We start from the raw sequence: 21,116 nt of genomic DNA on the forward strand, positions 1-21,116 counted from the left end.
CGACATTGAGCGATCAGAGACGGTTCAAGGAATCCAGGGCGGCACGGGCGGCTGAGACCAGATCCGCGTCAGTGGTGGGAAAGTTCTCCTCTCCGCCGCCGGGACCGGAGGAGCCGCGGGTAACCGGGCTGGAGGCTGAGAGATGAACGGCATCCACCGCGGAGAAGGCCGAGATCTGCTCAGCCCTGATTCCGCCGCCGGCGATGACTTCTAGTGCATCGAAGGATGCCAGCTCCGAGAGCACATCAGTTCCTTGAGCCGCGGTAGGGGCTCCTCCCGAGCTGAGCACCCCGGTTATCCCCAGCCCGATGAGCTCCTCGGCCAGCCGCTGCGGGCCCCATCCCTGTGCGAGCAGCACATCGGCACAGCGATGCAGAACCACCGGGTGGCCATCGGCAGCGGAGACAAGCTCGCTCAGCAGCTTGGAATCCAGGCCGTCAACAGTCAACGCCCCGACGATCACCCCTTCAGCACCTGCCTCCAGGGCGTGGGCGGCGTCGTGGATCATTACCGCAGCTTCTGCGGAGGTGTAGCGATACCCGCCGGCACGGGGCCGGATCAGCACACGAACCGGAAGGTTCAGCCTAACGGTGTCCTCCAGCAGAGCGCGGCTGGGGGTGAGACCACCGAGGCTCAGCCCCTGGCACAGTTCCAGACGGTCAGCACCGGCAGCGGCTGCCGCCCGGGCGCCCTCTGCATCCTGGACCGCGATCTCGAGAAGCTGGTTCTCAGGCATCGTTCTCCACCCTCGGGCTGAGCAGGGTCGGACTGAGATCAGGATCCGGCATCTTGGGGTCGAAAGGAAACATGGGGCGTTCAATATGCTGATGTCCCAGTCGCAGGAGGTCCTGGTCCACCCCGCCGGGGGTCAGAGCCATCCGCCAGTCAGCGGCCAACCCGTAGAGATAGGGCTCGAGGTAGCCGACTTTGGAGATCACGATGTCGAACTCATCCGGGTTCACCCCGGCATACTCGAAATCCTCACGCAGGTGGTAGGGCTTGCGGCGCTCTGTGATGACAACATGCAGCCCACCGACGCCGACGACGGCGACCTTGCCACCTACCGGATCAGCGTCGGTGGCCGTGACGACTGTACCCTCCAGGGTCACTGGCCCCTGGTGCTCATGATCAACCCTGGCGCCCGCCGTCAGAGTCAGCTGGGCTCCGGGGCCGGCTGCGTAGGCCGCCCGGGCGCCTTCAGGATCCGGAATCGCGGTGTAGAGGACGCTGGCCTCCCCGCCAGTGACAGCCGGATGCTCCAGCAGGCGCGCTACGGCCCAAGTCATATCCCCTGACCCGCCAGCGGTGGGGTTATCGCCGGAGTCGGAGATCATAAACGGCCGCAGATCACTGGCCAGAGCCTGATCCAGACACTCGGCGAAGGTTCCGGTTGGGGTCACGAAGGCGAAGTCCTCCCGAGCATCCCAGTAGAGCTCAGCTAAGCGCCGGGCCTCGGCAGTGATGACGGCTTGGTCTTCTCCGGTGACCACTACGGTGGCATTGCACCGCGGCTCATCGGCCCAGGCATAACCTACCCAGATGGCAGCATCCAGAACGCCTTGCCGCTGCTCGGTCACTGGAACCTGGGCGTAGATGCTCTTGGCCGGTTCAATGCGGGTGGAGGTCTTCTCCCCGGGCAGCAGCACCGGCACACGCACCCATGCTTTACGCGGACGGCTTCCTGTCTGAAGGGTCGTCACCAGATTCTGGACTGCCCGCTCCCACGACTCCACCGCGTCCTCATGCGGAGCCATCCGGTAGCAGGTGATGAGATCCACCGCCTCCAGCAACTCCTGCGTCACATTGCCATGAAGGTCCATAGAAGTGGAGATCATGGCCTGGTCTCCGGCGGCCCGGCGCACCTTGGTGGCCAGCTGCCCTTCGGCATCCTGCCGTCCCACCACAGACATCGCACCGTGGATATGGAAGAAGACCCCATCGAAGGGGCCCCGGGCCTCCAGGAGGTCCAGAATTTCGGCCTCCATCTGGTCATAGGCTGTTGGAACCACGGCGCCACCCGGGATGGCGCTTGCCTGCATCAGGGGCACCCAGTCAGCGGCCTCCCGCAAGGGTGAACCGGGAGCCAGAAAGGGGTAGCGTGCCAGAAGCTCATCCCCGCGTCGCTGATTGAAATCATCAAGGTCAGACCGGTGTGGCGAGAAGGTAGAAGACTCGATTCCGATGTCGAGGATGGCAATACGGGGCAGGGGCGTCTCGCGGGGGTGGTTATCGCTCATGCGTGATCGGCGAACCACTCCAACTGGGTGACATCACCACTGACAACAATGGTGTCCCCGGGACCGATCATGGTGTCCGGCTGGGCGTAGACGAAGTCCTTACCAGGTGACTTCACACCCACAATATTGACCTGATGACGCTTACGCGGCTGGGACTCATCAATGGTCTTGCCCTGCAGTTCCTTGGGCGGGCGCATTTTCACGATGGCGAAATCGTCGTCGAACTTGATGAAGTCCATCATCTGCCCGCTGACCAGGTGGGCAGCGCGCACCCCTGCATCGTGCTCCGGGTAGATCACGTGATGGCAGCCGATCCGGGTCAGGATCTTGCCGTGGGTGGGGTTGATGGCCTTGGCCCACACCTGGCTGACGCCGAGGTCCACCAGATTCGCTGCAATCAGCACACTGGATTCAATGGAGGTCCCGACGCCGACCACTGCGGAGTCGAACTCCTCGGCACCCAATTGCCGCAGCGCCTCGATATCGGTGGCATCGGCCTCCAGGGTGTGGGTGAAGACATCGGCGTACTTCTGCACCAGGGACCGGTGGCGGTCCACGGCCAGGACCTCCTTGTCCTGGTCGACAAGCTGCTGAGCCAGTGCGATGCCGAACCGGCCCAGGCCCACGACCAGCACGGGCTTATTGGTCTGCTGTCTGCGGGATTTAGCCAATGATCGGCCGTCCTTCCGGGTAGCGGTAGCGCACACGGCTGTGGCGCAGGGTCAGAGCCGCAGCGAATGTCATAATGCCCACCCGGCCTGCGAACATCAAGCCTGAGAGCACATAGAGGCCCGAGGGCGGCAGCTCCTCCGTCAGCCCCGAGGTCAGGCCACAGGTGGCGAAGGCGGAGATCGCCTCAAAGAGCGGACGCTCCAGATCCTCACCGGCGATGATGATCAGCGCCAGGGTGGCAGCGAGGATGAAGGTCGCCGCCATGGCCACCACCGAGATGGCAACGCGTACCGCCTGGGCGGGGATGGTCCGGCCATGGGCGGAGGACTCCTCATGACCACGAGCCTCGGCGAGGAATGCCAAGAAGATCACCGCAAATGTGGTGACCTTAATGCCCCCGGCAGTGGAAGCCGAACCGCCGCCGACGAACATCAGGGCGTTGGTGATCAGCATGGTCTCGGAATGCTCCATGATGTTGTCCACCACGGAGAAACCACCTGAACGCATCATCACCGAGGCGAACAGGGAGTTCTGAAGCTTCTCACCGGTGGACATGGTGCCCAGGGTGTCGGAGTGGTTCCACTCCAGGATCGCGTAACCGACTGCGCCCAGGACCATGAACAACAGGGTGACTTCCATAGTCAGTTTGGTATGCAGGCTCCAGGAGCGGATATGCCACCGGTAGCGCCACAGCAGCAGCAGGACCGGGAAGCCCAGACTGCCCAGGAAGACCCCGATCATGATCGTCCACAGGACGATGGGATCGTTATCGATGCCGGCCAGACCATCGGGGTGGATGACGAATCCGGCGTTGTTGAAGGAACTGATGGAGTAGAAGATCCCGTGCCAGATTCCGGTGCCCACAGAGCCTTCGAGCATCATCAGCCGGGGCACGAGGACCAGCGCCAGTGCGGTCTGGACCACGGCGGAGCAGATCACCACGGTTCTGATCAGGGATCCGACCTCACCCAACGGGCCGGAGGCAATGCCCTCCTGGGCGACCAGACGAGTACGCAGGCCCAAATGATGGGTCACCGAGACTGCGACCAAAGAGGCCAGGGTCAGGATGCCGAGCCCACCGATCTGGATGGCGGCCAGGATGATGATCTGCCCGGCGAAGGACCAGTGCTCGGCGGTATTGACCGGGGTCAGACCTGTCACCGAGACCGCAGAGGTGGCCACAAAGACGGCGTCGTGCAGTTTGGCCGAACGGCCCGAGGCACTGGCCCAAGGCATCATCAGCAGCACGGTGAACAGGACGATCACCGCGGCGAAAATGAAAAGCGCCATGCGTGGCGGCGAGGACTTAGCCAGCCGCCCCAGATGGCGCTTCAGGTTCTCCCACACGCCGTTCAGTGTAGAACGACGTGGGAAGGGGTTATTTACTTATCTTCAATGATGACTAGATAGCCGAGTCTTACTCGTCTTCAATGATGACCGGGTAGACGCCCGCTCGGGCCTAGCCCCGCGCAACCCATGTTGCACGGGGTCCCGGGCCCTCGCTTAGACGAACGGCGCCTCCTACTCGTCTTCGATGATCACCGGGTACACGCCGTTCTCGTCGTGGACCTCGCGGCCGGTGACCGGGGGGTTGAAGACGCAGACCATGCGGCACTCTTCCTCGATCTCCAGGCGGTGCTTCTCGTGGCCGTCGAGCAGGTAGAGGAAGCCATCAGTGATCTGGTGCTTCTCACCGGTCTCGAGGTTGGTCAAAGTGCCCTTGCCGCCGACGCAGTAGACGGCCTCGACGTGGTTGGCGTACCAGAACTCGGAGGTCTGGCCAGCGTAGAGAGTGGTCTCGTGCAGGGAGAAGCCGACCTTCTCCTTGGCCAGGACCATCCGGCGGGAGCGCCAGTGGCCGTCCTTGACGTCGCGGTCGGTGCCGTTGAGGTCATCAATGTGCAGGGTGTACATACGTCTCCTTAGGTCTTAGCTGGTTCACGTTTCCCAGGGATATTGCATCTTCCCCAGGAAATTTCACTGGGATACGGGAATTTCGCTGGGAAGCTCGGGCAGGCGGGGTTTCCCCGCCGCCGGGACTAGCTCAGTGCGGGGGGCGCAGGCGGCTGGGCTCGCTCATCTGACCGGTGGCGGCCAGAACGGCCTCTTCCAGAATCTTCAGACCCTTCTGGAGGTCTTCGGAGTCAATGGTCAGCGGCGGCATCAGCTTCACGACCTCGTCCTCGGGGCCGGAGGTCTCCATCAGCATGTTGCGCTTATAGGCCTCGGCGGCAACCTTGCCGGCGGTGTCCGGGTTCGGGAAGTGCAGACCGGTGAGGAAACCGCGCCCCTTCACATAGGCGCCCTTGACGTGCTCAGCGATCTTCTCCAGACCCTGTTTGAGCTCATCGATCCGGCCGGCCAGCTCCTTCTGGAAGGAGTCATCGGACCAGAACAGCTCCAGTGCCCGGGCGCCGGTAACAAAGGCGAGGTTGTTACCGCGGAAGGTGCCGTTGTGCTCGCCACCCTCCCAGACGTCCAGCTCGGGCTTGAACAGGGTCAGTGCCATGGCCAGACCGTAGCCGGAGATGGACTTGGAGACGCAGACGATATCCGGCACGATTCCGGCGTCCTCGAAGCTGAAGAACTTACCGGTGCGGCCACAGCCGGCCTGGACGTCGTCGACGATCAGCAGAATCTTGTGCCGTTTCAGCAGATCGTGCAGGGCCTTCAGCCACTCCATACGGGCGGCGTTGAGCCCACCCTCACCCTGAACGGTCTCCACGATGACGGCCGCCGGCTTGTCCACACCGGAGCCGGAGTCCTCCAGGACCCGCTCCAGCCACAGGAAGTCGGGGATGTCGCCGTCGAAGTAGTCGTCGTAGGGGATCTTCGAGGAGTTGGTCAGCGGAATACCGGCACCCTTGCGCTTCATAGAGTTGCCGGTCACCGACAGAGAGCCCAGGGTCATGCCGTGGAAAGCATTGGTGAAGGACAGGATGTGCTGACGGCCGGTGACCTTACGGGCCAGCTTCAGCGCGGCCTCAACAGTGTTGGTGCCTGTCGGGCCGGGGAACATGACCTTGTAGTCGAGGTTGCGCGGCTCCAGGATGATCCGCTCGAAGGTCTCCAGGAAGCGGCGCTTGGCCGGGGTCTTCATATCCATGGAGTGGGTGACTCCGTCATTGGCGACGTACTCGACGACGAGGTCACGCAGTTCGGGGTGGTTGTGGCCGTAGTTGAGTGCACCGGCTCCAGAGAAGAAGTCGAGGTACTTGGTGCCGTCCTCGCTCCACTGATAAGCCCCGGAGGCCCGCTCGAAGGTGGCTGGCCAGTTCATGCAGTAGCTGCGTACCTGGGACTCGCGAGTTTCAAAAATGTCAGTAGCCATGCAGTATCTCAGTCCTCAATTTATTGATGGGGTGGGTGATGTACGAATTCTTCGCAGGTCAGGCGTTCAGCGGTTCGACCACATAGAGGTCCTCAGTCGCGTGGCTCTCGCCACTGTCGGCCGGGAAGAGGTCTTCGGTGAACAGCGGACGGCGGACGATCTCGGTGTCGTTCTGCCGCGCCAGAGCGGTGAACAAAGCGATTGAGGCTTCGTTATCCGCGGTGATTGTGGTCTCCAGACGCTTGGCACCGGTGCGTTCGACCAGTTCGAAGAGCATCTTCTTGGCCAGACCGCGGCCCCGGAAATTGGAGTCCACGGCGACCTGCCAGATGAAAAGCGTCTGGGGGTCAGAGGGCTTCATATACCCGGAGATGAATCCGGCAGGTTCCGCCTCCACTTCGGCGATCACACTTGTGTCGGCGAAGTCCCGGGCCCACAGGAGGTAGGCATAGGGGGTGTTGGTGTCCAGCACCCCCGTTCCCTCAGCCAGGCGCCAGAGATCTGCGCCGTCTGCCACAGTGGGCGCACGCAGAATGATCAGTTCTTCAGCAGGGGGTTGTTCGGCATTCATCTTTGTCCACATTAGCAAGTGAAAACTTGGGAGAACCCTGGGAAGCGCTCAAGGTTACCTATGGATTGGTCCTCACAGCCTGACCAGGCCGGATGCCTGACACCCCGTTTTCCCGCCAGAACATGGGCTAGAAGGTTGCTGTGATTTCCCTGAATGACTGGTGACAGATCGTTCTGACCTGGGTATTGTCGGCAGTGTCAGGTTCCCTAGTGGAAAGGAGTTCAGTATGGGACTCGGAGACAAGTTTGACGCCGCAAAGGACAAGTTCGGCGGCTCCGCCAAGGAGACTGCCGGCAAAGTCACTGGTGACTCTGAGCTGGAGGGCGAGGGCAAGGCCCAGAACCTCCAGGGCAAGGCTAAGGACGCTGCGGAGTCCGTGAAGGACGCCGCCTCCGACGCCAAGGAGCAGGCCAAGGGCTTCACCGATAACTTCAAGAAGGACAACCAGTAAGTACTCCTAGAAAGTACTGAACAAGGTGTTCTGCTGAAGCGCCGGGGTCTATTGGCCCCGGCGCTTTTGTCAGCAGGGCAGGGTGGGCATAAACAGCATGAAACGGAACGGAAAAACCAAGAGCACGACGACGCCGGGGTGGGGTGCCCTGGCACTGATCGGTGTGACCGGACTCACCACCGGATGTGGGATCTTCGGCGGGTCTGACCGACTGGCGGGCGACCTCGAGTACTTGCCGGTCCCCAGTGATTCCGATGACGATCCATCTTTCCACCGCGTAGACGCCGTGGACTTCGAGGCCGTCAGTGAGCTCACCGGCCACGAACAGCCCGAACCGGGAGCCAGTGAGGATGAGTTCCGAGATTGGCAGGGAACACTCTTCGGTCTGCAGGAAGAATCGGCGGACTCCGCACCGATCTTCGTCACCTTGCCAGGCCATCAGGCGCTGACGATGACCCGGGAGACCTCCGTGGAGGACACCGCCGCGCAGTTTGGGTTCTCCCCGCTGCATATGGACCGGGTGAGCGCGTATTCGGGGCCAGCAATATACGGAGTCTTTGAAGGGGATTATGAGGAGGAACTCCTCGATGCTGCCTATGGGGAACCCAGCGAAGCCGGGGTTTGGGACAACAACGAACCAGATAGTCGGGAGCGGGCAGGTGCCGTTGAAATCGACGGCAAGATCGCCTTCGGCGGCGAGGAGACCCTCCAACTGGCGGACGGGGATGTGGAGACCCTGGCTGACCAGGACGGGGCGGTCGCAGTAGCCGAGGCCATCGATGACAATGACTGGTTCTGGGCGGTGCTCGTCAGTGGTCCCTATGACCTCGAGGATGGTGCCGAGGTCCAATGGCGAGGTCACAGCGTCTGGCTCGAGGACGAGACCTACACCGGTCACTTCTACTGGTACCACTCGTCTTCTGAGGACGCCGAAGCCAACCGCGAGCTCATCGAGACCTACCTCCAGGAACTCGAGCAGTCTTGGGGGATTGAATCCCTTGAAATGGGTGTCGACAACCAGTTGGTGACAGCTGAGGTCGATTTCACTGAGTCACCGCGTGCGATTCAGCTGGCTGAACAGACTCTCAGCCCGCCCTTCTACTGAGGCCAGAGGACTAGGAACCAAGGACATGGCTAAGAAAATAACGACGACGGGACAGGCTACTCTGGCTGCCCTGGGCATTACTGGGCTCATCACCGCATGCGGGGCAGGCGAGGGATCCACCAGCTTGCTCGAGGACCTTGAATACCTTCCGGCCTACGAGGATGAAGATCTTATGCACATGGTCAATGCGGTGGACTATGAAGCTGTCGCGGAGATCAGTGGCACGACCAAGCCGGAACCGGGAGCTTCTGAGCAGGAGTATGAAGAATGGGCAGACATTGTTACCGGGCGCGAGACCGCGCCAGATGCTGACGCCCCGGTATTCGTAGAAGCTGCCCCCTGGGTGAGTTCCCCGTTGAACCAGGATTATTTGGATGCGTACTCCCAAGCGCCCCTTGGGTTCACCCTATTGGAGGTGGATCGAATCGTTGTTGCGGCCGGTGAGTACGGTGTCGTCGAGGGCGAATACGACATTGATCAGGTGGAAGCGGCCTTCGGAGAGGTCAATGAGAACGGAGTTTGGGGTCCAGTAGAAATCAACAATCGTGTCGACGAAGTGGTTTCAGAAGCCTATTCACTGGAACTGGACGAGCGGCTGCTCTATGGGCGCACCCCGGAGACCCTGGCTGGGTTGGAGGCGGGAGAGGAGAAGGCTCTTGCTGAAGTCGAGGAGGCAGTAGTTATTGCTGAGGCCATCGACGCCAATGATTGGTACTGGGCCGGTATCCGACGCTCATTGACCGACAGTGAGCACAGCGGTGATTACGATTGGCGTGGCCACGGCATCTGGCAGGAGGACGGGACCCAGATCGGCCATTTCTACTGGCACTTCCCCGATGCGGACACTGCGGCGGACTACGAGCGGACGATCCAGGTTCAGATGGGCAACTTCGCCGGTGAGTGGGGAATCGAAGAGCTCGAGACCGAAACTGATGGGCAGTTGGTCATTGCGGAAGTCCACTTCACCGAATCTCCCTCGGTGATAATGACTGCGGAGGGTCTTCGTATCGCACCCTTCAACTAAGCGGCACTGAAGCCGTTCACCGAGAGTTCACCTGATGAGTTCACACTATGGCGATTGTGTGCTCACGGCGGAATGGGATGAGAAAGCAGACCGGTTGGGTGCTGGCTGTGGCCGCTATGGCAGCGGTCACAGCCTGCTCCTCGGAGTCAGGCGGACTGACTGAACAGATTGAGTCGCTGCCGGCGATTCCAGAGACCCCCTTGCAGGAAGGTGGACACGATCCTGCCTTCATCTCGGTCATCACCAGTGATCTGGAACGGGTTGAAGAGATCACCGGCATCGACCGTCCAGACTCGGGCTCCTCCCAGCCCTGGGATGAGGCCGGTGCCGACTGGTATAACGAGGTCTGGGGCCCTGAGGGCTTGGGGCTGGAAGCACCGGGCGCCCAGGTATTTGACCGCGCTGAATTAGCTCATGGGTCTGAGTCGCATGACCAGTATGCGGCCACCTTCGGACTGGATGAGCGGGACGCGGACCGCGTGACCACCATCCGTACCCTCGGCATGGGAGGGTTCTCTACTTCACTACTGGAGGGCGACGACGTCGTCGATCTCTTCACAGAGCACGCAGATGATGAGCAGGACGGCATCCACACCGCTGATGACGGCTCGGTAAGTGGAATGGAAGTAGGAGACGGCATTCTGCTGCAGGAAGCAAGCACTCCGGAGGAGAGTGCGGAAGTTCTTCAGAAGTATCAGGACACCGAGGGCAGCCTGGCGGACTTCGATGAGGGGCTGACCACCGTCGCCGAGGCCATCGATGAGGATGACTGGTACATCGCAGCAGTCAGCCGCCCCACGCCCTGCGGTGAGGGCAGCCATGCCCCCGGCTGCAGTTCTGACCTCGACTACTTCCTTGAGCCCTATCAGTGGCTGGGCCTTTCTTCAGATTACGAGGACGGCACACATACCCACCGTGCCGTACTGCTGCATGACGATGCCGAAACGGCTGAGGCCAATGCTGAACTGGTCGAACAGATTCTGGAAGAAGAGACGGCACATACCCACCGGCGGGCCTATGACGCACTTGAGCTGACGGAGTCAGAGGTCGATGGGGAGCTTCTGCGGCTGAGCTTCGAACGCTCCAACGATGACTACAACGTGCCTTGGGTGTATAACCTCGTATACGGCGGGTATTCGCTGCTCAACTACTCCGAAGGGTGACATTCGATGCGCCGAGAACTCACGACGGCGGCAGCCTCGGCCGCTGCGGCCTTTGCCCTGGCCGGATGCGGAGTTTTCGGTGGTGGTGCCGACTACCGGCTTGCGGATCAGTTGGAGCGGATTCCTGATCCTCGTGAGGGTGCTGAGACTGCCGATTCAACCGGCGGCGGTCCTTTTTCCCAACCTGCAGACGAGTCTGAGGCGGGTAGTGGGCAGGATTTAGTTGGGGTGAGCATCAGAGCCGCCAACTATGACCGGCTGGCGGAACTCACCGGGGAGGATAAGCCACCAGCCCCGAATATGAATATCGGCAGTGACGAGAGTCAGGATGGCGTCGAGGCCTATCAGGACTGGTTGCGGTCAGTTCATAGCGGTGCTCAGGCCGATTATCAGGCGGAGCAGTCCACTCTGATCAGGTTCCTTGACCAGCGGTGGGTGGGTGCCTGGCAGGAGGAGCTGGGAGTCCATCCACACGATATGGATCAGTACGTCGATTTCTGGGCCGCACCTGAGGCGAACTTAACTCTGGCTGAAATGCCGGAGGACCCCGGTGTTGAGGGAATGCTGCAGGATGATGACCTTGTGCCGGATGGATTCGAGACTGGTTTTGAAGGTCAGACACTGGTCAGCAGCAACGGATTTGAGGATCACAACACCCTGGCCCCCGAAGGTGCCACAGTGGCTGATGACGAGGACATCATGGCTGCTGCTGAGGCCATCGATTCCGAGCATTGGTACTTCGCTGCGATCATCACGGGTGTGCCTCGGTGGGGGAGCGGCTCCGATCTCGAGCCTCTGGAGAGGTATTCCTATCTGGGCATGGCATTCGATGAAGTCGACGGGGAGCACATCACCCGCATCATTCTCGTCCACGAGGAGCCAGAGAGGGCCGAGGCCAATGCGGAATCCTTCGAACAGAACCTCGCCGATGAGGCTTACGATTTCATCGAGTTCCGAAACGCTGACACCGATGGGCGCATCCTGACCGTTGAGGTCCAGAATGACGTGGACCGGCAATCACTGTGGCATATGGCAGTCACCAGTTACGACCCACTCTTTGGCTACGAGGAGAACTAGCGCCCCAGGTGTTGCTCGATTGTGGGGGCTGCTCGCTCACAAATATATGTATCTGCTATTAGTCTAGATGAGATTAGTATGTGAAAGATATTGTTCTTAGTGTGAGCTGCTGAAATACTCCAGGACATGTCGCAACCCCCTTCATCGCGTACCAGGGATCAATTCGATGATCTCGACCTGCTAGTCATCGGCCTGGGAAGCGTCGGTTCCTTTGCCCTTCGACATGCTGCCCGTATCGGGCTGTCGGTACTTGGTGTGGAACAGTTCGGTCTGGAGCACGACCGGGGCGCCTATGCAGGGGAGTCCCGGTTATACCGAACCCTGTATCACGAAGGGGCGGACTACCTTCCCCTGCTGCAGGACGCGCGTGAGGAATGGTTGGACCTGCAAAAGGCAGGACGGCGGCGACTCTTTCTTGAGACCGGAGTGCTTTCGATCGCCGCCGATGATGCGCCGCAGCTTCGCGGGGTGAAGGACACCGCAGAGAGCTACGATCTTCCCAATCGCCGCCTATCTGCCGAAGAACTGCATCGAGAGTTCCCCCAGCACCACAAGCTGGGTCAGGATGTGGGCATCCTCGACCAACTCGGGGGTGTCATCCGCTCCGAGGCAGGTGTTGCTGAGGCGCAGAGACAAGCTGTCGCAGCAGGCGCTGCAGTCCTGACTGATACTCCAGTGCACTCCCTCCGCCATACCCCCGGAGGCGTTGAAGCACAGGTTGGCGATAGAACAGTGAGAGCCTCTGCCGCCGTTATCGCCGCTGGATCATGGACCCCGAAGCTGGTGCCCCAACTGACTCCAGCCTTGAGTGCCCGCAAAATCACGCTGACCTGGTTCGCCCCCAGCGACCCTGCCAACTTCACCCCTGAGGTGTGCCCGGCGTTCATCCGCGACTTTCAGAGCGAGGAGGGAACTACTCACCTGTTCGGGGTACCTACATTGGATGGAACCTTGGTCAAAGTAGGCGTCGGCGACGTCTGGAACGATCCTCCAGAAGAACGTGCACCCGATGATCTCCCCCGTCACCTACCGGAAGATGCTCTCCGGGAGATCGGTGAAACCGTTCATTCCCTCATCCCAGATCTGCCCAGCAGGCCCAGCCGTCACTCCGTCCACATGGACCTCTTCACCCCTGACCGCAGGGCTCTCCTCGGTTTGATCTCAGACAATGTAGCGGTCGCCGCCGGCCTCTCCGGGCACGGCTTCAAACTCGCTCCGACCTTTGGCAAGCTCGCTGTTGAATCAGCGACCGGCTCCGGGCCCAGTCTGGATATCTCGTCCTTCGACCCCCTGAGGTTCTCCTCATGATCTTAAGGCTGATTCTGTGACAGACATTGAGGTCCGTTTGCTCCGGTACTTCTGCGCAGTCTATGAAGAGCGCAGTTTTACTCGAGCTGCCCGGCGCCTGACGATGGCACAGCCTCCACTGAGCCAGGCCATCGCTACGCTGGAACGAGACCTCGATGTGGTTCTATTCGAGCGCTCGACTCGTCATGTTCTGCCCACCCCAGCGGGGAGGCAGCTATACGAGGAAGCCAAAGTGCTGCTGCGCAGAGCTGATCAGATTCCCGACCTCGTTCGTCGGGCTCAGGATCACCCACGCCGGCCGCTGCGGATTGGAGCGGTGAGCTCCACTTTCACAGCCCTGCTTCCTCTGCTCTTACCCACACTTGAAGATTTCGACGTCATCGTCACGGATATGGGAAGTGAGCAGCAGGCCCGGGCACTGGATCGGGGAGACCTAGATTTAGCGCTGCTGCGGACCTGGAAAGACCCCGATCATAACCAGATGACATTCCTGGATGAGGCCCTATACATTGCACTGCCCCGTGATCACCCCCTGGCAGACAGCGAAGAGATGGATCTGCCTCAGTTGCGCGGAGAGGGGGTCATTCTCTTTGAGCGGGCCAGGGCTCCTGTCGCCTTCGACGCGATCGCCTCGGTGTTCTCTGACGCGGGCGTGAGTCCACGTCCCACAGCTCATGTCACCAGTGAGCAGGCAATGCTGGGTCTAGTAGCTGCCGGTCTGGGCTTCGCTGTCGTGACAGAAGTTGTGGCCATGAGTCCCTGGCCAGGCACCAAGATGGTCCCTCTGAAGGGCGGAGGACGCACCTCGCCGTTATGCGCCCGCGTTCAGCGCGAGGACCCCTTCGCGCTCCTGCCACGGCTGGAGTCGATCCGGCCGACAGTTGAACAGATGCTGCTCAGAAGCAGGGGAGGCGCATCGTGAACAGAATCTGACTAGGTCACATCTCGCATCTGAAAATCCAGCTAGAGGAGATCACATGGAATTCACCCCATGGACATTATTGACCGACCTCGGACTGATCGGCCTGTTACTGGTCATAGGAACCATCATCCGAGCCAAATTGCGACCGGTGCAGTCCCTACTCATCCCCGCAAGCGTCATCGCAGGATTCCTAGGACTGTTCTTGGGCCCCGAATTCCTCGGTCTCCTGCCGTTCTCAGAGCATCTTGGAACGTATGCCTCGGTTCTGATCGCTGTGATTTTCGCCTGCCTCGCATTTGCCGGTGATTTCGACCTCCGAAAGATCGGGCGGCCCCTGGCAAACTTCGCCAGCTACAGCGTGCTCATTTACTCCAGTCAGGTGGCAATTGGTGCTCTGGTGGGCTTGGCGATACTGGCGCCATTACTGGGGACTCCGGACGGGTTCGGGCTGCTCCTCTTCGCAGGCTGGGTCGGTGGTTTTGGGTCAGCGGCAGCCATCGGCGGCGTCTTCGAGGACAGCGGATGGGAAGGTGCACAGTCTCTAGCGTTCACCTCCGCCACAGTGGGTATGCTCATCGCCATTATTGGAGGCGTCATTCAGGCGAAAGTGGCTGCCAACCGCGGTCATGTCAACGAGTTCCAGGGAATGCGCCACCTGCCTCGGGATATTCGTACCGGCGTCCTTGATGGCGACGAAGATCCCTCACCCATCGGAAACCATCGTTTCTCCTCAGCCTCGATCGAATCCCTCATGTTTCAGGTCTCGATCATCGTTGCTCTGACCGCAGGTGCCTATGGTGTCAACGAGATACTGGGCGGGCTTTTCCCAGATGTGGCATTTCCCCTGTTCTCCCTGGCATTCATTCTGGGGCTTGTGCTGCGCTGGCTGATGTCGGTGACCTCAACGAGTCGCCACATGGACAAAGAGTCACTGCGGTCGATATCTGGAAGCTCCACCGATGTTCTGGTTGTTTGCGGCATTGCCTCCATCGCACCGTCAGTCGTTGCAGACAACTGGCTTGCTCTCACAATTCTGTTTGTGGTGGGTCTGGGCATCTTGCTTGTGCTGGGACTCGTGATGGCTCCTCGTGTCCTAGGCGATGCCTGGTTCGAGAAGCAGCTCTTCACCTGGGGGTGGGGTACGGGAACCGTCGCGATGGGCATCGCTATGCTGCGCATCGTGGACCCGCGGTTGAGGTCCAACACCCTCGAGCAGTACTCCGTTGCCACCATCCCGAACACAGCTGTGGAAATCACAGCAGTTACCTTCACCCCAGTGCTGGTGCTTGCCGGTTCGGCTTGGGCGGTGGTCGGTATCTACGGGGCCATAGCCGTCGTCGGCCTGGCCATTCCGCTGGTACTGCTGCGTGGCCAAAGGCAGGCGGCCAAATCAGGAGCTGCCTAGCGGTCCAGGCTCTGCTCGATGGTGGCGGCAAGGGCCAACAGGTGCTCCTCGGTGCCGAATTTGCCGATCAGCTGCACCGACCAGCTCAGACCGTCCTCACTGGTGTGTACCGGCACGTTGATCGCCGGCAGTCCCAGAACATTGACCACTGAGCTGTACGGGGTAAACCGGCACTGCTCCACATAGTTCTGTTCCGGTGACAGTGAGGCGAACCAGCCATGCTCCGGTGGGGCGGAAGCCAACATCGGAGTCAGGATCACATCCCAGGGGCCGAAGATGTCCTCAGCGGAATCGGCGAACTCCTGCAGCCTGCCCACTGCGGCCTCGGTGGTCGCCGTCGAGCGCGAGCTGGCCAGTTCCACAAAGTACTGAGTCAGCGGCTCCATCTGCTGGATCTGCTCCTCGCCGAAGCCCAGCTCCGCCAAGCGTGCAGTCCACAGAATCTGGAAGTCCCGGTGATAGTCAGCGGTCCAGAACCTCTCCGGCCCGGTGCAGTCCTCGGTGCCCTTTACGTGGTGGCCCAGCCGGCCCAAGGCGGTGATCCCGTTCTCCAGGGCCACCAGGGCATCCTCGGACAAGACGACATCCAGATCCGGGGTGAAGGGAGACTCCGTGGTCACCCCCACCGTCAGTGGAGCCAACCCATGACGGCGAGCCTGCTGCACTGCGTTCACCGCGAAACCGCGCTGCTCAGCCATCACATCGAAGAGCAGGGCCGCATCCTCGGCGATCGTGGCGATCGGACCGGAGGTCACCAGGTTCCGCACTGAGGCAGAGGCGTCGTCGTCGGGAATTCTGCCGCGGCCTGGCTTCAGTCCCACCAGCCCACAGGCAGCCGCAGGGATCCGCACTGAACCCCCGCCGTCGTTTCCCGGGGCGATCGGAAGAATCCCGGCAGCCACCGCGGCCGCCCCACCACCAGTGGAGCCCCCGGCAGTCCGGGAGATATCCAAAGGGTTCCGGGCAGGACCGGCGAGCTGATTCTCCGAATAACAGGGCAGCCCGAACTCCGGAACCTGGGTCTTACCGATGCTGACCGCCCCAGCCTGGTGAACAGTTCGGGCAAGCGGAGCATCTTTGGCCGGCAGCTGCGCGGGAGCAGCCAGAGTCCCGAAGGTCAGCGGCAGCCCCGCCACCGGCACGAGGTCCTTGAACGCAGTCGGCAGGCCCACCAGCGGGGCGCGTTGGGCCAATGCATCAGGTGAGGCACCACGCAGGGTCTGAAGCGTCCGGTCCTGCTGCTCAGCCCGGGTCAGGGCAAACTCCGGATCCAAATGCAGAAACGAGCCGAGATCGCTCATCGTCGCGGCTGCGGTCAGCGCCATCGTGGTCAGCTCAACACAGGAAACCTCCCCGGTGAGCACCGAATGCCGCCACTGCAGGGCGGTGGCCGCGCGAAAATCGGACATTGACAGGTCAGTAGTGTGCTTGGCGGCGGGATTCGGGGCTTGGGCGATGGAGGACTCCATATCCTTACCCTATGCACCGGAGACGATAATGTTGAGTCATGTCCGACTATGAGACTGTCCCCGCAGCAGAAGTTCCCGACGACGCCGCGATTCTGGATGTGCGTGAACCCTATGAGTTCGAACCGGGTCACGCACCTGGGGCGGTGCATATCCCGGTGGACGATATCCCCGCCCGGTTCCAGGAATTGGACCCCGATGAGGACTACTACGTGCTCTGCCGCAGCGGTGGCCGGGCCTCACGCATCGCAGGCTGGCTGACCAGCCAGGGCTACTCGGCCTTTCTGGTCGCTGGCGGCTACGGTGAGTGGCTCAACGCGGAGAAACCCCTGGAGTCCAGCACCGGAGAGGACCCCCGCATCCTGTGAAGTACTCCTATCTGGGTCCGGCTGGGACCTTCACTGAGGCAGCCCTGCTGAAGATGCCCGGGGCCGATGAGGCCGAGCGACTGCCGGCCACTAGTGTGCTCGCCGCCCTGTCCATGGTGGACAACGACGACGCCGACGCCGCGGTCGTTCCGATCGAGAACTCTGTAGAGGGCGGGGTCACCGCCACGTTGGATGCCGTCTCGGTGGCGCATAACCTGCACATCACCGCCGAGGCGCTGGTGCCGATTACCTTCGTGCTGGTCGCCACCGAGCCGAAGTCCCTGGATGAGGTGCAGTCGGTGGCCACCCATACCCACGGCTGGGCGCAGGTGCGCAATTGGGCGGAGGCCAACCTGCCGCATGCCGAATACCGGCCGGCCTCTTCAACGGCAGCAGCCGCCCACGGCCTGCTGGGGGAGACCCCGATTGCCGATGCCGCAGTCTGCGCGCCCCTGGTGGCCGAGCAGCTGGGTCTGCATGTGCTGGCCCGCGAGATCGAGGATGTCACCGGTGCGGTGACCCGGTTTGTCCGGGCGGCCAAGCCAGGTCCGGTGCCCGAACCCACCGGGGCAGATAAGACCACAGTGATGATTCCTCTGCCGGAGGACCGGCCGGGTGGGCTGATGGAGATTCTGGAGCACTTTGAGACCAATGGGGTCAATATGTGCCGGATCGAATCCCGGCCCACCGGATTCGGGATGGGCGACTACTACTTCTCCATTGACCTCGAGGGGCATATTGCTGAGCCCCGGGTGGCTGACGCGCTCGCCGGCATCCACCGGATCTCCCCGAAGATCCGGTTCCTCGGCTCCTACCCCCGGGCCGATGAGAAGCCCCAGGCCGTCCACGCCGAAGTCTCCGAAGAAGCCTTCGCAGCTGCTAGCGCCTGGATAGAGTCGTTGAGGACTTGAATCCTAGTCCTCGGTGATGTCCGCTACCGGCGGGTCCGGTGTGGGGTCCTCCAGCAGGGGAGGGACCACCCCTCGGACGATCAGTGAATCCGGCACCACCTCAGCATGGACTGAGGTCACCTCACCCACGGGGTCCCCATCGACCTGAAAGGGCATCGGCTCGGCCATCGAAAGCCGAGTACTGGGGGATTGCTTAACTGTTATCACCGGGACCTCCATATGGGTCCGCAGAACTGTCTTGGTGACGATCTTCGCCCAATCCAAGGCATGGCGCGGGGTGAACAGCACAATATCCAGCTTCCCGTCGTCGAACCTGGCCGAAGGCGCCAGCTGCAGCCCCGCCTGCAGGGTCCCGCAGTTGGCCAGCAGGACGGAACGGACCCGGAAATCAGCCGTGGTGCCGTCGTCGAGCTCTACTGTGACTGCCTTACGAGCACCGGCCACATGCCGTAGGCCCGCCTCGCCATAAGCCAGCCAACCGGCACGCTGTTTCAGCACCTCACGGGTATCGGCCATCACCTCGGCATCCAGCCCGCCGCCGGCGATCACCAGCGAAACCTCAGTGTCCTCCTGACCATCGGCCCGCTCCAGGCTCAGGGCGAGAGTATCCACCAGCTGCGGATCCCCATGCACAGCCCCCTCGGCGCAGAGCAGCAGATCATGATGCGGCAGACCGATATTGCGTGCAAAGAGGTTCCCGGTGCCCAGGGGAATGATGCCCAAGGCGATATCGGTGCCGATCAGCTCGGTTGCCACCGCCCGGACCGTGCCGTCACCGCCGGCGGCAATCACCGTGGTGCAGCCGGCATCCACACAGCGCCGAGTCATGATGTGCCCGGGATCTCCTGCGGAGGAGGCCATAATGATCGGCTCGGGCAGACCCATCCGGGAGCAGGCGGCATGCACCAGGCGGACCACCAGCGCAGCATCGTCCTTGGCGACGTTGAGCACCACTCCGACCAGGCGCTTCTCGGTCTCTTCCCGCTCCGTCATATATGCGACCCTAGCGGAACCGGCCCGCCTCGGCGCGGGAGGAGGCGGATGCGTACTAGTCTGTTACCCGTGATTGACATCAAGGACCTCATCGCTGATCCGGAGAAGTATCGAGCCAGCCAGCGTGCCCGCGGGGCCGCAGAATCTGACGTGGATGCCCTGATAGAGGCCTCCGAGGCCCGCTCCGCGGCGATCACCCGCTTCGAAACCCTGCGTGCCGAACAGAAATCCTTCGGCAAAAAGGTCGCCAAGGCCCAGGGCGAGGAGAAGCAGCAGCTGCTGGCCGAGGTCAAGCAGCTGGCCGAGGATGTCAAAGCCGCCGACGCCGCCGCCGATGAGGCCCAGGAGAAACTCACCTCCCTGCAGCGCTCCTTCCCCAACCTCATCCACGAAGGTGTCCCCGCCGGTGGCGAGGACGACTTCGTGACCCTCAAGACCGTGGGCGAGCCGCGCGATTTCGCTGCCGAAGGATTCGAGCCCAAGGACCACCTGGAGCTGGCCGAATCCCTGGGTGCGGTGAATATGGAACGCGGCGCCAAAGTCTCCGGCTCCCGGTTCTACTTCCTGACCGGTATCGGCGCCCGACTGGAGCTGGCGATGATGCAGATGGGTCTGGACCAGGCCTTGCAGTACGGCTTCACCCCTATGATCACCCCCACCCTGGTGCGCCCGGAGACCATGTCCGGCACCGGATTCGATGTGGAGCACGACGACGAGATCTACCGCCTCGAACGAGACGACCTCTACCTGGTGGGCACCTCCGAGGTCGCACTGGCCGGTTACCACGCCGATGAAATCCTCGACCTCTCCGAAGGCGCCCAGCGCTACGCCGGCTGGTCCACCTGTTACCGGCGCGAGGCCGGCAGCCACGGCAAGGACACCCGCGGCATCATCCGGGTCCACCAGTTCAACAAGCTGGAGATGTTCGTCTACTGCTCGGCAGAGGAGTCCAAGGCAGAGCATGAGCGGCTGTTGGCCTGGGAAGAGGAAATGCTGGCCAAGATGGAGCTGCCCTACCGGGTGATCGACACCGCAGCCGGTGACCTCGGGCTCTCCGCTGCCCGGAAATTCGACTGCGAGGCCTGGGTTCCCACCCAGGGCGCCTACCGGGAGCTGACCTCAACCTCGGACACCACCACTTTCCAGGCCCGGCGTCTGAACATCCGGGAACGCACCACCAAGGAGGACGGTTCCAAGGGCCCCACCGCCCCGGTGGCAACACTCAACGGAACCCTGGCCACCACCCGGTGGATCGTCGCCATCCTGGAAAACCACCAGCAGGCAGATGGCACTGTGCGGGTGCCCGAGGGGCTGCGTCCCTACCTGGGTGGACTTGAGGTTATTGAACCGAAGTAGCTCGGCGTCCTCGTTCCTCACAGTTTTTAGTCAGGTAACACTCACCTTCACTGGTTAGCAAGGAACTGTGAACTCTCGCAGCAGCTAGTGAGACCAGCCTTATCTTGCTAGCGCGGCTTGTTTTGAGTTCCTAAGATTAACTCAGACGCCGACAGAGAGCCGGCGCATCAACATCGAAGGAGTGTTGAGATGACGAAGAACGCTGACTACACCGTCCCCGGCATCGGCAAGGACAATGGCAAGGAGCTTGCCAGCCTGCTGCAGGGCCGTCTTCATGCCCTGAACGACCTCCAGCTCGTGCTCAAGCATGTTCATTGGAATGTGGTGGGCCCCAACTTCATCGCCGTCCACGAGATGCTCGACCCCCAGACCGATAAGATCCGGGAGTTCGCAGACGAGGTCGCCGAGCGGATTGCGACCCTGGGTACTGCACCCTCCGGGCTCTCCGGTGAGCTGGTCTCCGAACGCAAATGGGAGGACTACCCCCTGTTCAAGGCTGATGTGGAGACTCACCTCAAGGAACTCGACAAGGTCTACACCGGCGTCATTGAGGACCACCGTCAGGTCATGGGCAAGGTGGGCGACACCGATATGGTCACCGAGGATCTCCTGATCGGTCAGATCAAGGAGCTGGAACTCTTCCAGTGGTTCATCCGCTCCCACCTGGAGAAAGTCTCCGGCTAATTCCCCACCTGAAGAAAGCCCGGCCCCATACACTGATGTGGGGCCGGGCTTTTTGTGTGACCGAAAGGAAGA

At 61.6% G+C, this 21,116-nt stretch carries 21 protein-coding genes; 12 read left to right on the top strand and 9 right to left on the bottom strand.

Going from position 1 to position 21,116, the window contains the following annotated elements; all coding sequences use genetic code 11:
- Window positions 1-13: 13 nt before the first annotated feature.
- The 7 genes from HGQ17_RS06745 to ectA form a co-directional block, all read right to left on the bottom strand.
- Window positions 14-736, bottom strand: a complete 723-nt coding sequence (locus HGQ17_RS06745) for a copper homeostasis protein CutC (protein WP_168887208.1) — start codon at window positions 734-736, stop codon at window positions 14-16.
- Complete coding sequence (locus HGQ17_RS06750) at window positions 729-2,237, bottom strand: M81 family metallopeptidase (protein ID WP_168887209.1); 1,509 nt, start codon at window positions 2,235-2,237, stop codon at window positions 729-731. The genes HGQ17_RS06745 and HGQ17_RS06750 overlap by 8 nt, the downstream gene beginning before the upstream one ends.
- Window positions 2,234-2,872: a potassium channel family protein gene (locus HGQ17_RS06755; RefSeq protein WP_168887342.1), complete on the bottom strand. Its 639-nt coding sequence runs from the start codon at window positions 2,870-2,872 to the stop codon at window positions 2,234-2,236. The genes HGQ17_RS06750 and HGQ17_RS06755 overlap by 4 nt, the downstream gene beginning before the upstream one ends.
- A 28-nt stretch (window positions 2,873-2,900) precedes the next feature.
- Entirely contained in the window at window positions 2,901-4,256 is a 1,356-nt protein-coding gene (locus HGQ17_RS06760) for a TrkH family potassium uptake protein (RefSeq protein WP_324615214.1), read from the bottom strand.
- A gap of 174 nt (window positions 4,257-4,430) precedes the next feature.
- Window positions 4,431-4,823, bottom strand: a complete 393-nt coding sequence (locus HGQ17_RS06765; RefSeq protein ID WP_168887210.1) for an ectoine synthase — start codon at window positions 4,821-4,823, stop codon at window positions 4,431-4,433.
- A gap of 130 nt (window positions 4,824-4,953) precedes the next feature.
- A complete protein-coding gene (ectB, locus tag HGQ17_RS06770) occupies window positions 4,954-6,240 on the bottom strand; it encodes a diaminobutyrate--2-oxoglutarate transaminase (RefSeq protein WP_168887211.1) in 1,287 nt (428 codons plus the stop codon).
- Between the two features lie 58 nt (window positions 6,241-6,298).
- Complete coding sequence (ectA, locus tag HGQ17_RS06775) at window positions 6,299-6,811, bottom strand: diaminobutyrate acetyltransferase (RefSeq protein WP_168887212.1); 513 nt, start codon at window positions 6,809-6,811, stop codon at window positions 6,299-6,301.
- Between the two features lie 226 nt (window positions 6,812-7,037).
- Here ectA and HGQ17_RS06780 point away from each other — a divergent pair, with 226 nt between their 5' ends.
- From HGQ17_RS06780 to HGQ17_RS06815, 8 genes are all read left to right on the top strand, one after another.
- Window positions 7,038-7,262: a CsbD family protein gene (locus tag HGQ17_RS06780; RefSeq protein ID WP_168887213.1), complete on the top strand. Its 225-nt coding sequence runs from the start codon at window positions 7,038-7,040 to the stop codon at window positions 7,260-7,262.
- Between the two features lie 97 nt (window positions 7,263-7,359).
- Window positions 7,360-8,367, top strand: a complete 1,008-nt coding sequence (locus HGQ17_RS06785) for a hypothetical protein (protein ID WP_168887214.1) — start codon at window positions 7,360-7,362, stop codon at window positions 8,365-8,367.
- Window positions 8,368-8,392: 25 nt separating this feature from the next.
- On the top strand, window positions 8,393-9,391 hold the full coding sequence (locus HGQ17_RS06790) for a hypothetical protein (protein ID WP_168887215.1): 999 nt from the start codon (window positions 8,393-8,395) through the stop codon (window positions 9,389-9,391).
- Between the two features lie 77 nt (window positions 9,392-9,468).
- Window positions 9,469-10,554 carry a hypothetical protein gene (locus tag HGQ17_RS06795; protein WP_168887216.1) on the top strand — a complete coding sequence of 362 codons (1,086 nt, stop codon included), beginning with the start codon at window positions 9,469-9,471 and terminating at the stop codon, window positions 10,552-10,554.
- Window positions 10,555-10,560: 6 nt separating this feature from the next.
- Window positions 10,561-11,631 (top strand): hypothetical protein, encoded by a 1,071-nt coding sequence (locus HGQ17_RS06800; RefSeq protein WP_168887217.1) that lies wholly within the window; start codon window positions 10,561-10,563, stop codon window positions 11,629-11,631.
- A gap of 126 nt (window positions 11,632-11,757) precedes the next feature.
- Window positions 11,758-12,939 (top strand): N-methyl-L-tryptophan oxidase, encoded by a 1,182-nt coding sequence (gene solA, locus HGQ17_RS06805; RefSeq protein ID WP_168887218.1) that lies wholly within the window; start codon window positions 11,758-11,760, stop codon window positions 12,937-12,939.
- Between the two features lie 16 nt (window positions 12,940-12,955).
- Window positions 12,956-13,861, top strand: coding sequence for a LysR family transcriptional regulator (locus HGQ17_RS06810; protein ID WP_168887219.1), 906 nt, complete (start codon window positions 12,956-12,958; stop codon window positions 13,859-13,861).
- A 55-nt stretch (window positions 13,862-13,916) separates the two neighbouring features.
- A complete protein-coding gene (locus tag HGQ17_RS06815; protein ID WP_168887220.1) occupies window positions 13,917-15,266 on the top strand; it encodes a sodium/glutamate symporter in 1,350 nt (449 codons plus the stop codon).
- On the opposite strand, the gene HGQ17_RS06820 is transcribed toward HGQ17_RS06815, so the two are convergent.
- Entirely contained in the window at window positions 15,263-16,735 is a 1,473-nt protein-coding gene (locus HGQ17_RS06820) for an amidase (RefSeq protein WP_229503374.1), read from the bottom strand. The two genes, HGQ17_RS06815 and HGQ17_RS06820, sit on opposite strands and share 4 nt — an antisense overlap.
- A gap of 38 nt (window positions 16,736-16,773) precedes the next feature.
- Between HGQ17_RS06820 and HGQ17_RS06825 the strand changes: the two genes are divergently transcribed.
- Both HGQ17_RS06825 and pheA read left to right on the top strand, forming a co-directional pair.
- A complete protein-coding gene (locus tag HGQ17_RS06825; protein ID WP_168887221.1) occupies window positions 16,774-17,100 on the top strand; it encodes a rhodanese-like domain-containing protein in 327 nt (108 codons plus the stop codon).
- Window positions 17,097-18,011 carry a prephenate dehydratase gene (pheA, locus tag HGQ17_RS06830; protein WP_168887222.1) on the top strand — a complete coding sequence of 305 codons (915 nt, stop codon included), beginning with the start codon at window positions 17,097-17,099 and terminating at the stop codon, window positions 18,009-18,011. Before HGQ17_RS06825 ends, pheA begins: the two co-directional genes overlap by 4 nt.
- Before the next feature lie 3 nt (window positions 18,012-18,014).
- Here pheA and HGQ17_RS06835 read toward each other — a convergent pair whose 3' ends face one another.
- Entirely contained in the window at window positions 18,015-19,004 is a 990-nt protein-coding gene (locus tag HGQ17_RS06835; RefSeq protein WP_168887223.1) for a diacylglycerol/lipid kinase family protein, read from the bottom strand.
- A gap of 69 nt (window positions 19,005-19,073) precedes the next feature.
- Between HGQ17_RS06835 and serS the strand changes: the two genes are divergently transcribed.
- Window positions 19,074-20,360, top strand: coding sequence for a serine--tRNA ligase (serS, locus tag HGQ17_RS06840; RefSeq protein WP_168887224.1), 1,287 nt, complete (start codon window positions 19,074-19,076; stop codon window positions 20,358-20,360).
- A gap of 189 nt (window positions 20,361-20,549) precedes the next feature.
- Window positions 20,550-21,044: a Dps family protein gene (locus HGQ17_RS06845; RefSeq protein WP_168887225.1), complete on the top strand. Its 495-nt coding sequence runs from the start codon at window positions 20,550-20,552 to the stop codon at window positions 21,042-21,044.
- The last annotated feature ends 72 nt before the right edge of the window (window positions 21,045-21,116 follow it).

Source organism: Nesterenkonia sedimenti (assembly GCF_012641515.1).
In the GTDB taxonomy this organism is placed as follows: domain Bacteria; phylum Actinomycetota; class Actinomycetes; order Actinomycetales; family Micrococcaceae; genus Nesterenkonia; species Nesterenkonia sedimenti.

Bases quoted from the DNA above. Each gene is read 5' to 3' on its own strand.
- HGQ17_RS06800 (WP_168887217.1), top strand. From the start codon at position 10,561: ATGCGCCGAGAACTCACGACGGCGGCAGCCTCGGCCGCTGCGGCCTTT.
- HGQ17_RS06765 (WP_168887210.1), bottom strand. From the start codon at position 4,823: ATGTACACCCTGCACATTGATGACCTCAACGGCACCGACCGCGACGTC.
- HGQ17_RS06790 (WP_168887215.1), top strand. From the start codon at position 8,393: ATGGCTAAGAAAATAACGACGACGGGACAGGCTACTCTGGCTGCCCTG.
- HGQ17_RS06780 (WP_168887213.1), top strand. From the start codon at position 7,038: ATGGGACTCGGAGACAAGTTTGACGCCGCAAAGGACAAGTTCGGCGGC.
- HGQ17_RS06835 (WP_168887223.1), bottom strand. From the start codon at position 19,004: ATGACGGAGCGGGAAGAGACCGAGAAGCGCCTGGTCGGAGTGGTGCTC.
- HGQ17_RS06750 (WP_168887209.1), bottom strand. From the start codon at position 2,237: ATGAGCGATAACCACCCCCGCGAGACGCCCCTGCCCCGTATTGCCATC.
- solA (WP_168887218.1), top strand. From the start codon at position 11,758: ATGTCGCAACCCCCTTCATCGCGTACCAGGGATCAATTCGATGATCTC.
- HGQ17_RS06785 (WP_168887214.1), top strand. From the start codon at position 7,360: ATGAAACGGAACGGAAAAACCAAGAGCACGACGACGCCGGGGTGGGGT.
- HGQ17_RS06845 (WP_168887225.1), top strand. From the start codon at position 20,550: ATGACGAAGAACGCTGACTACACCGTCCCCGGCATCGGCAAGGACAAT.
- HGQ17_RS06745 (WP_168887208.1), bottom strand. From the start codon at position 736: ATGCCTGAGAACCAGCTTCTCGAGATCGCGGTCCAGGATGCAGAGGGC.
- ectA (WP_168887212.1), bottom strand. From the start codon at position 6,811: ATGAATGCCGAACAACCCCCTGCTGAAGAACTGATCATTCTGCGTGCG.
- HGQ17_RS06825 (WP_168887221.1), top strand. From the start codon at position 16,774: ATGTCCGACTATGAGACTGTCCCCGCAGCAGAAGTTCCCGACGACGCC.
- ectB (WP_168887211.1), bottom strand. From the start codon at position 6,240: ATGGCTACTGACATTTTTGAAACTCGCGAGTCCCAGGTACGCAGCTAC.
- HGQ17_RS06820 (WP_229503374.1), bottom strand. From the start codon at position 16,735: ATGGAGTCCTCCATCGCCCAAGCCCCGAATCCCGCCGCCAAGCACACT.
- HGQ17_RS06815 (WP_168887220.1), top strand. From the start codon at position 13,917: ATGGAATTCACCCCATGGACATTATTGACCGACCTCGGACTGATCGGC.
- HGQ17_RS06795 (WP_168887216.1), top strand. From the start codon at position 9,469: ATGAGAAAGCAGACCGGTTGGGTGCTGGCTGTGGCCGCTATGGCAGCG.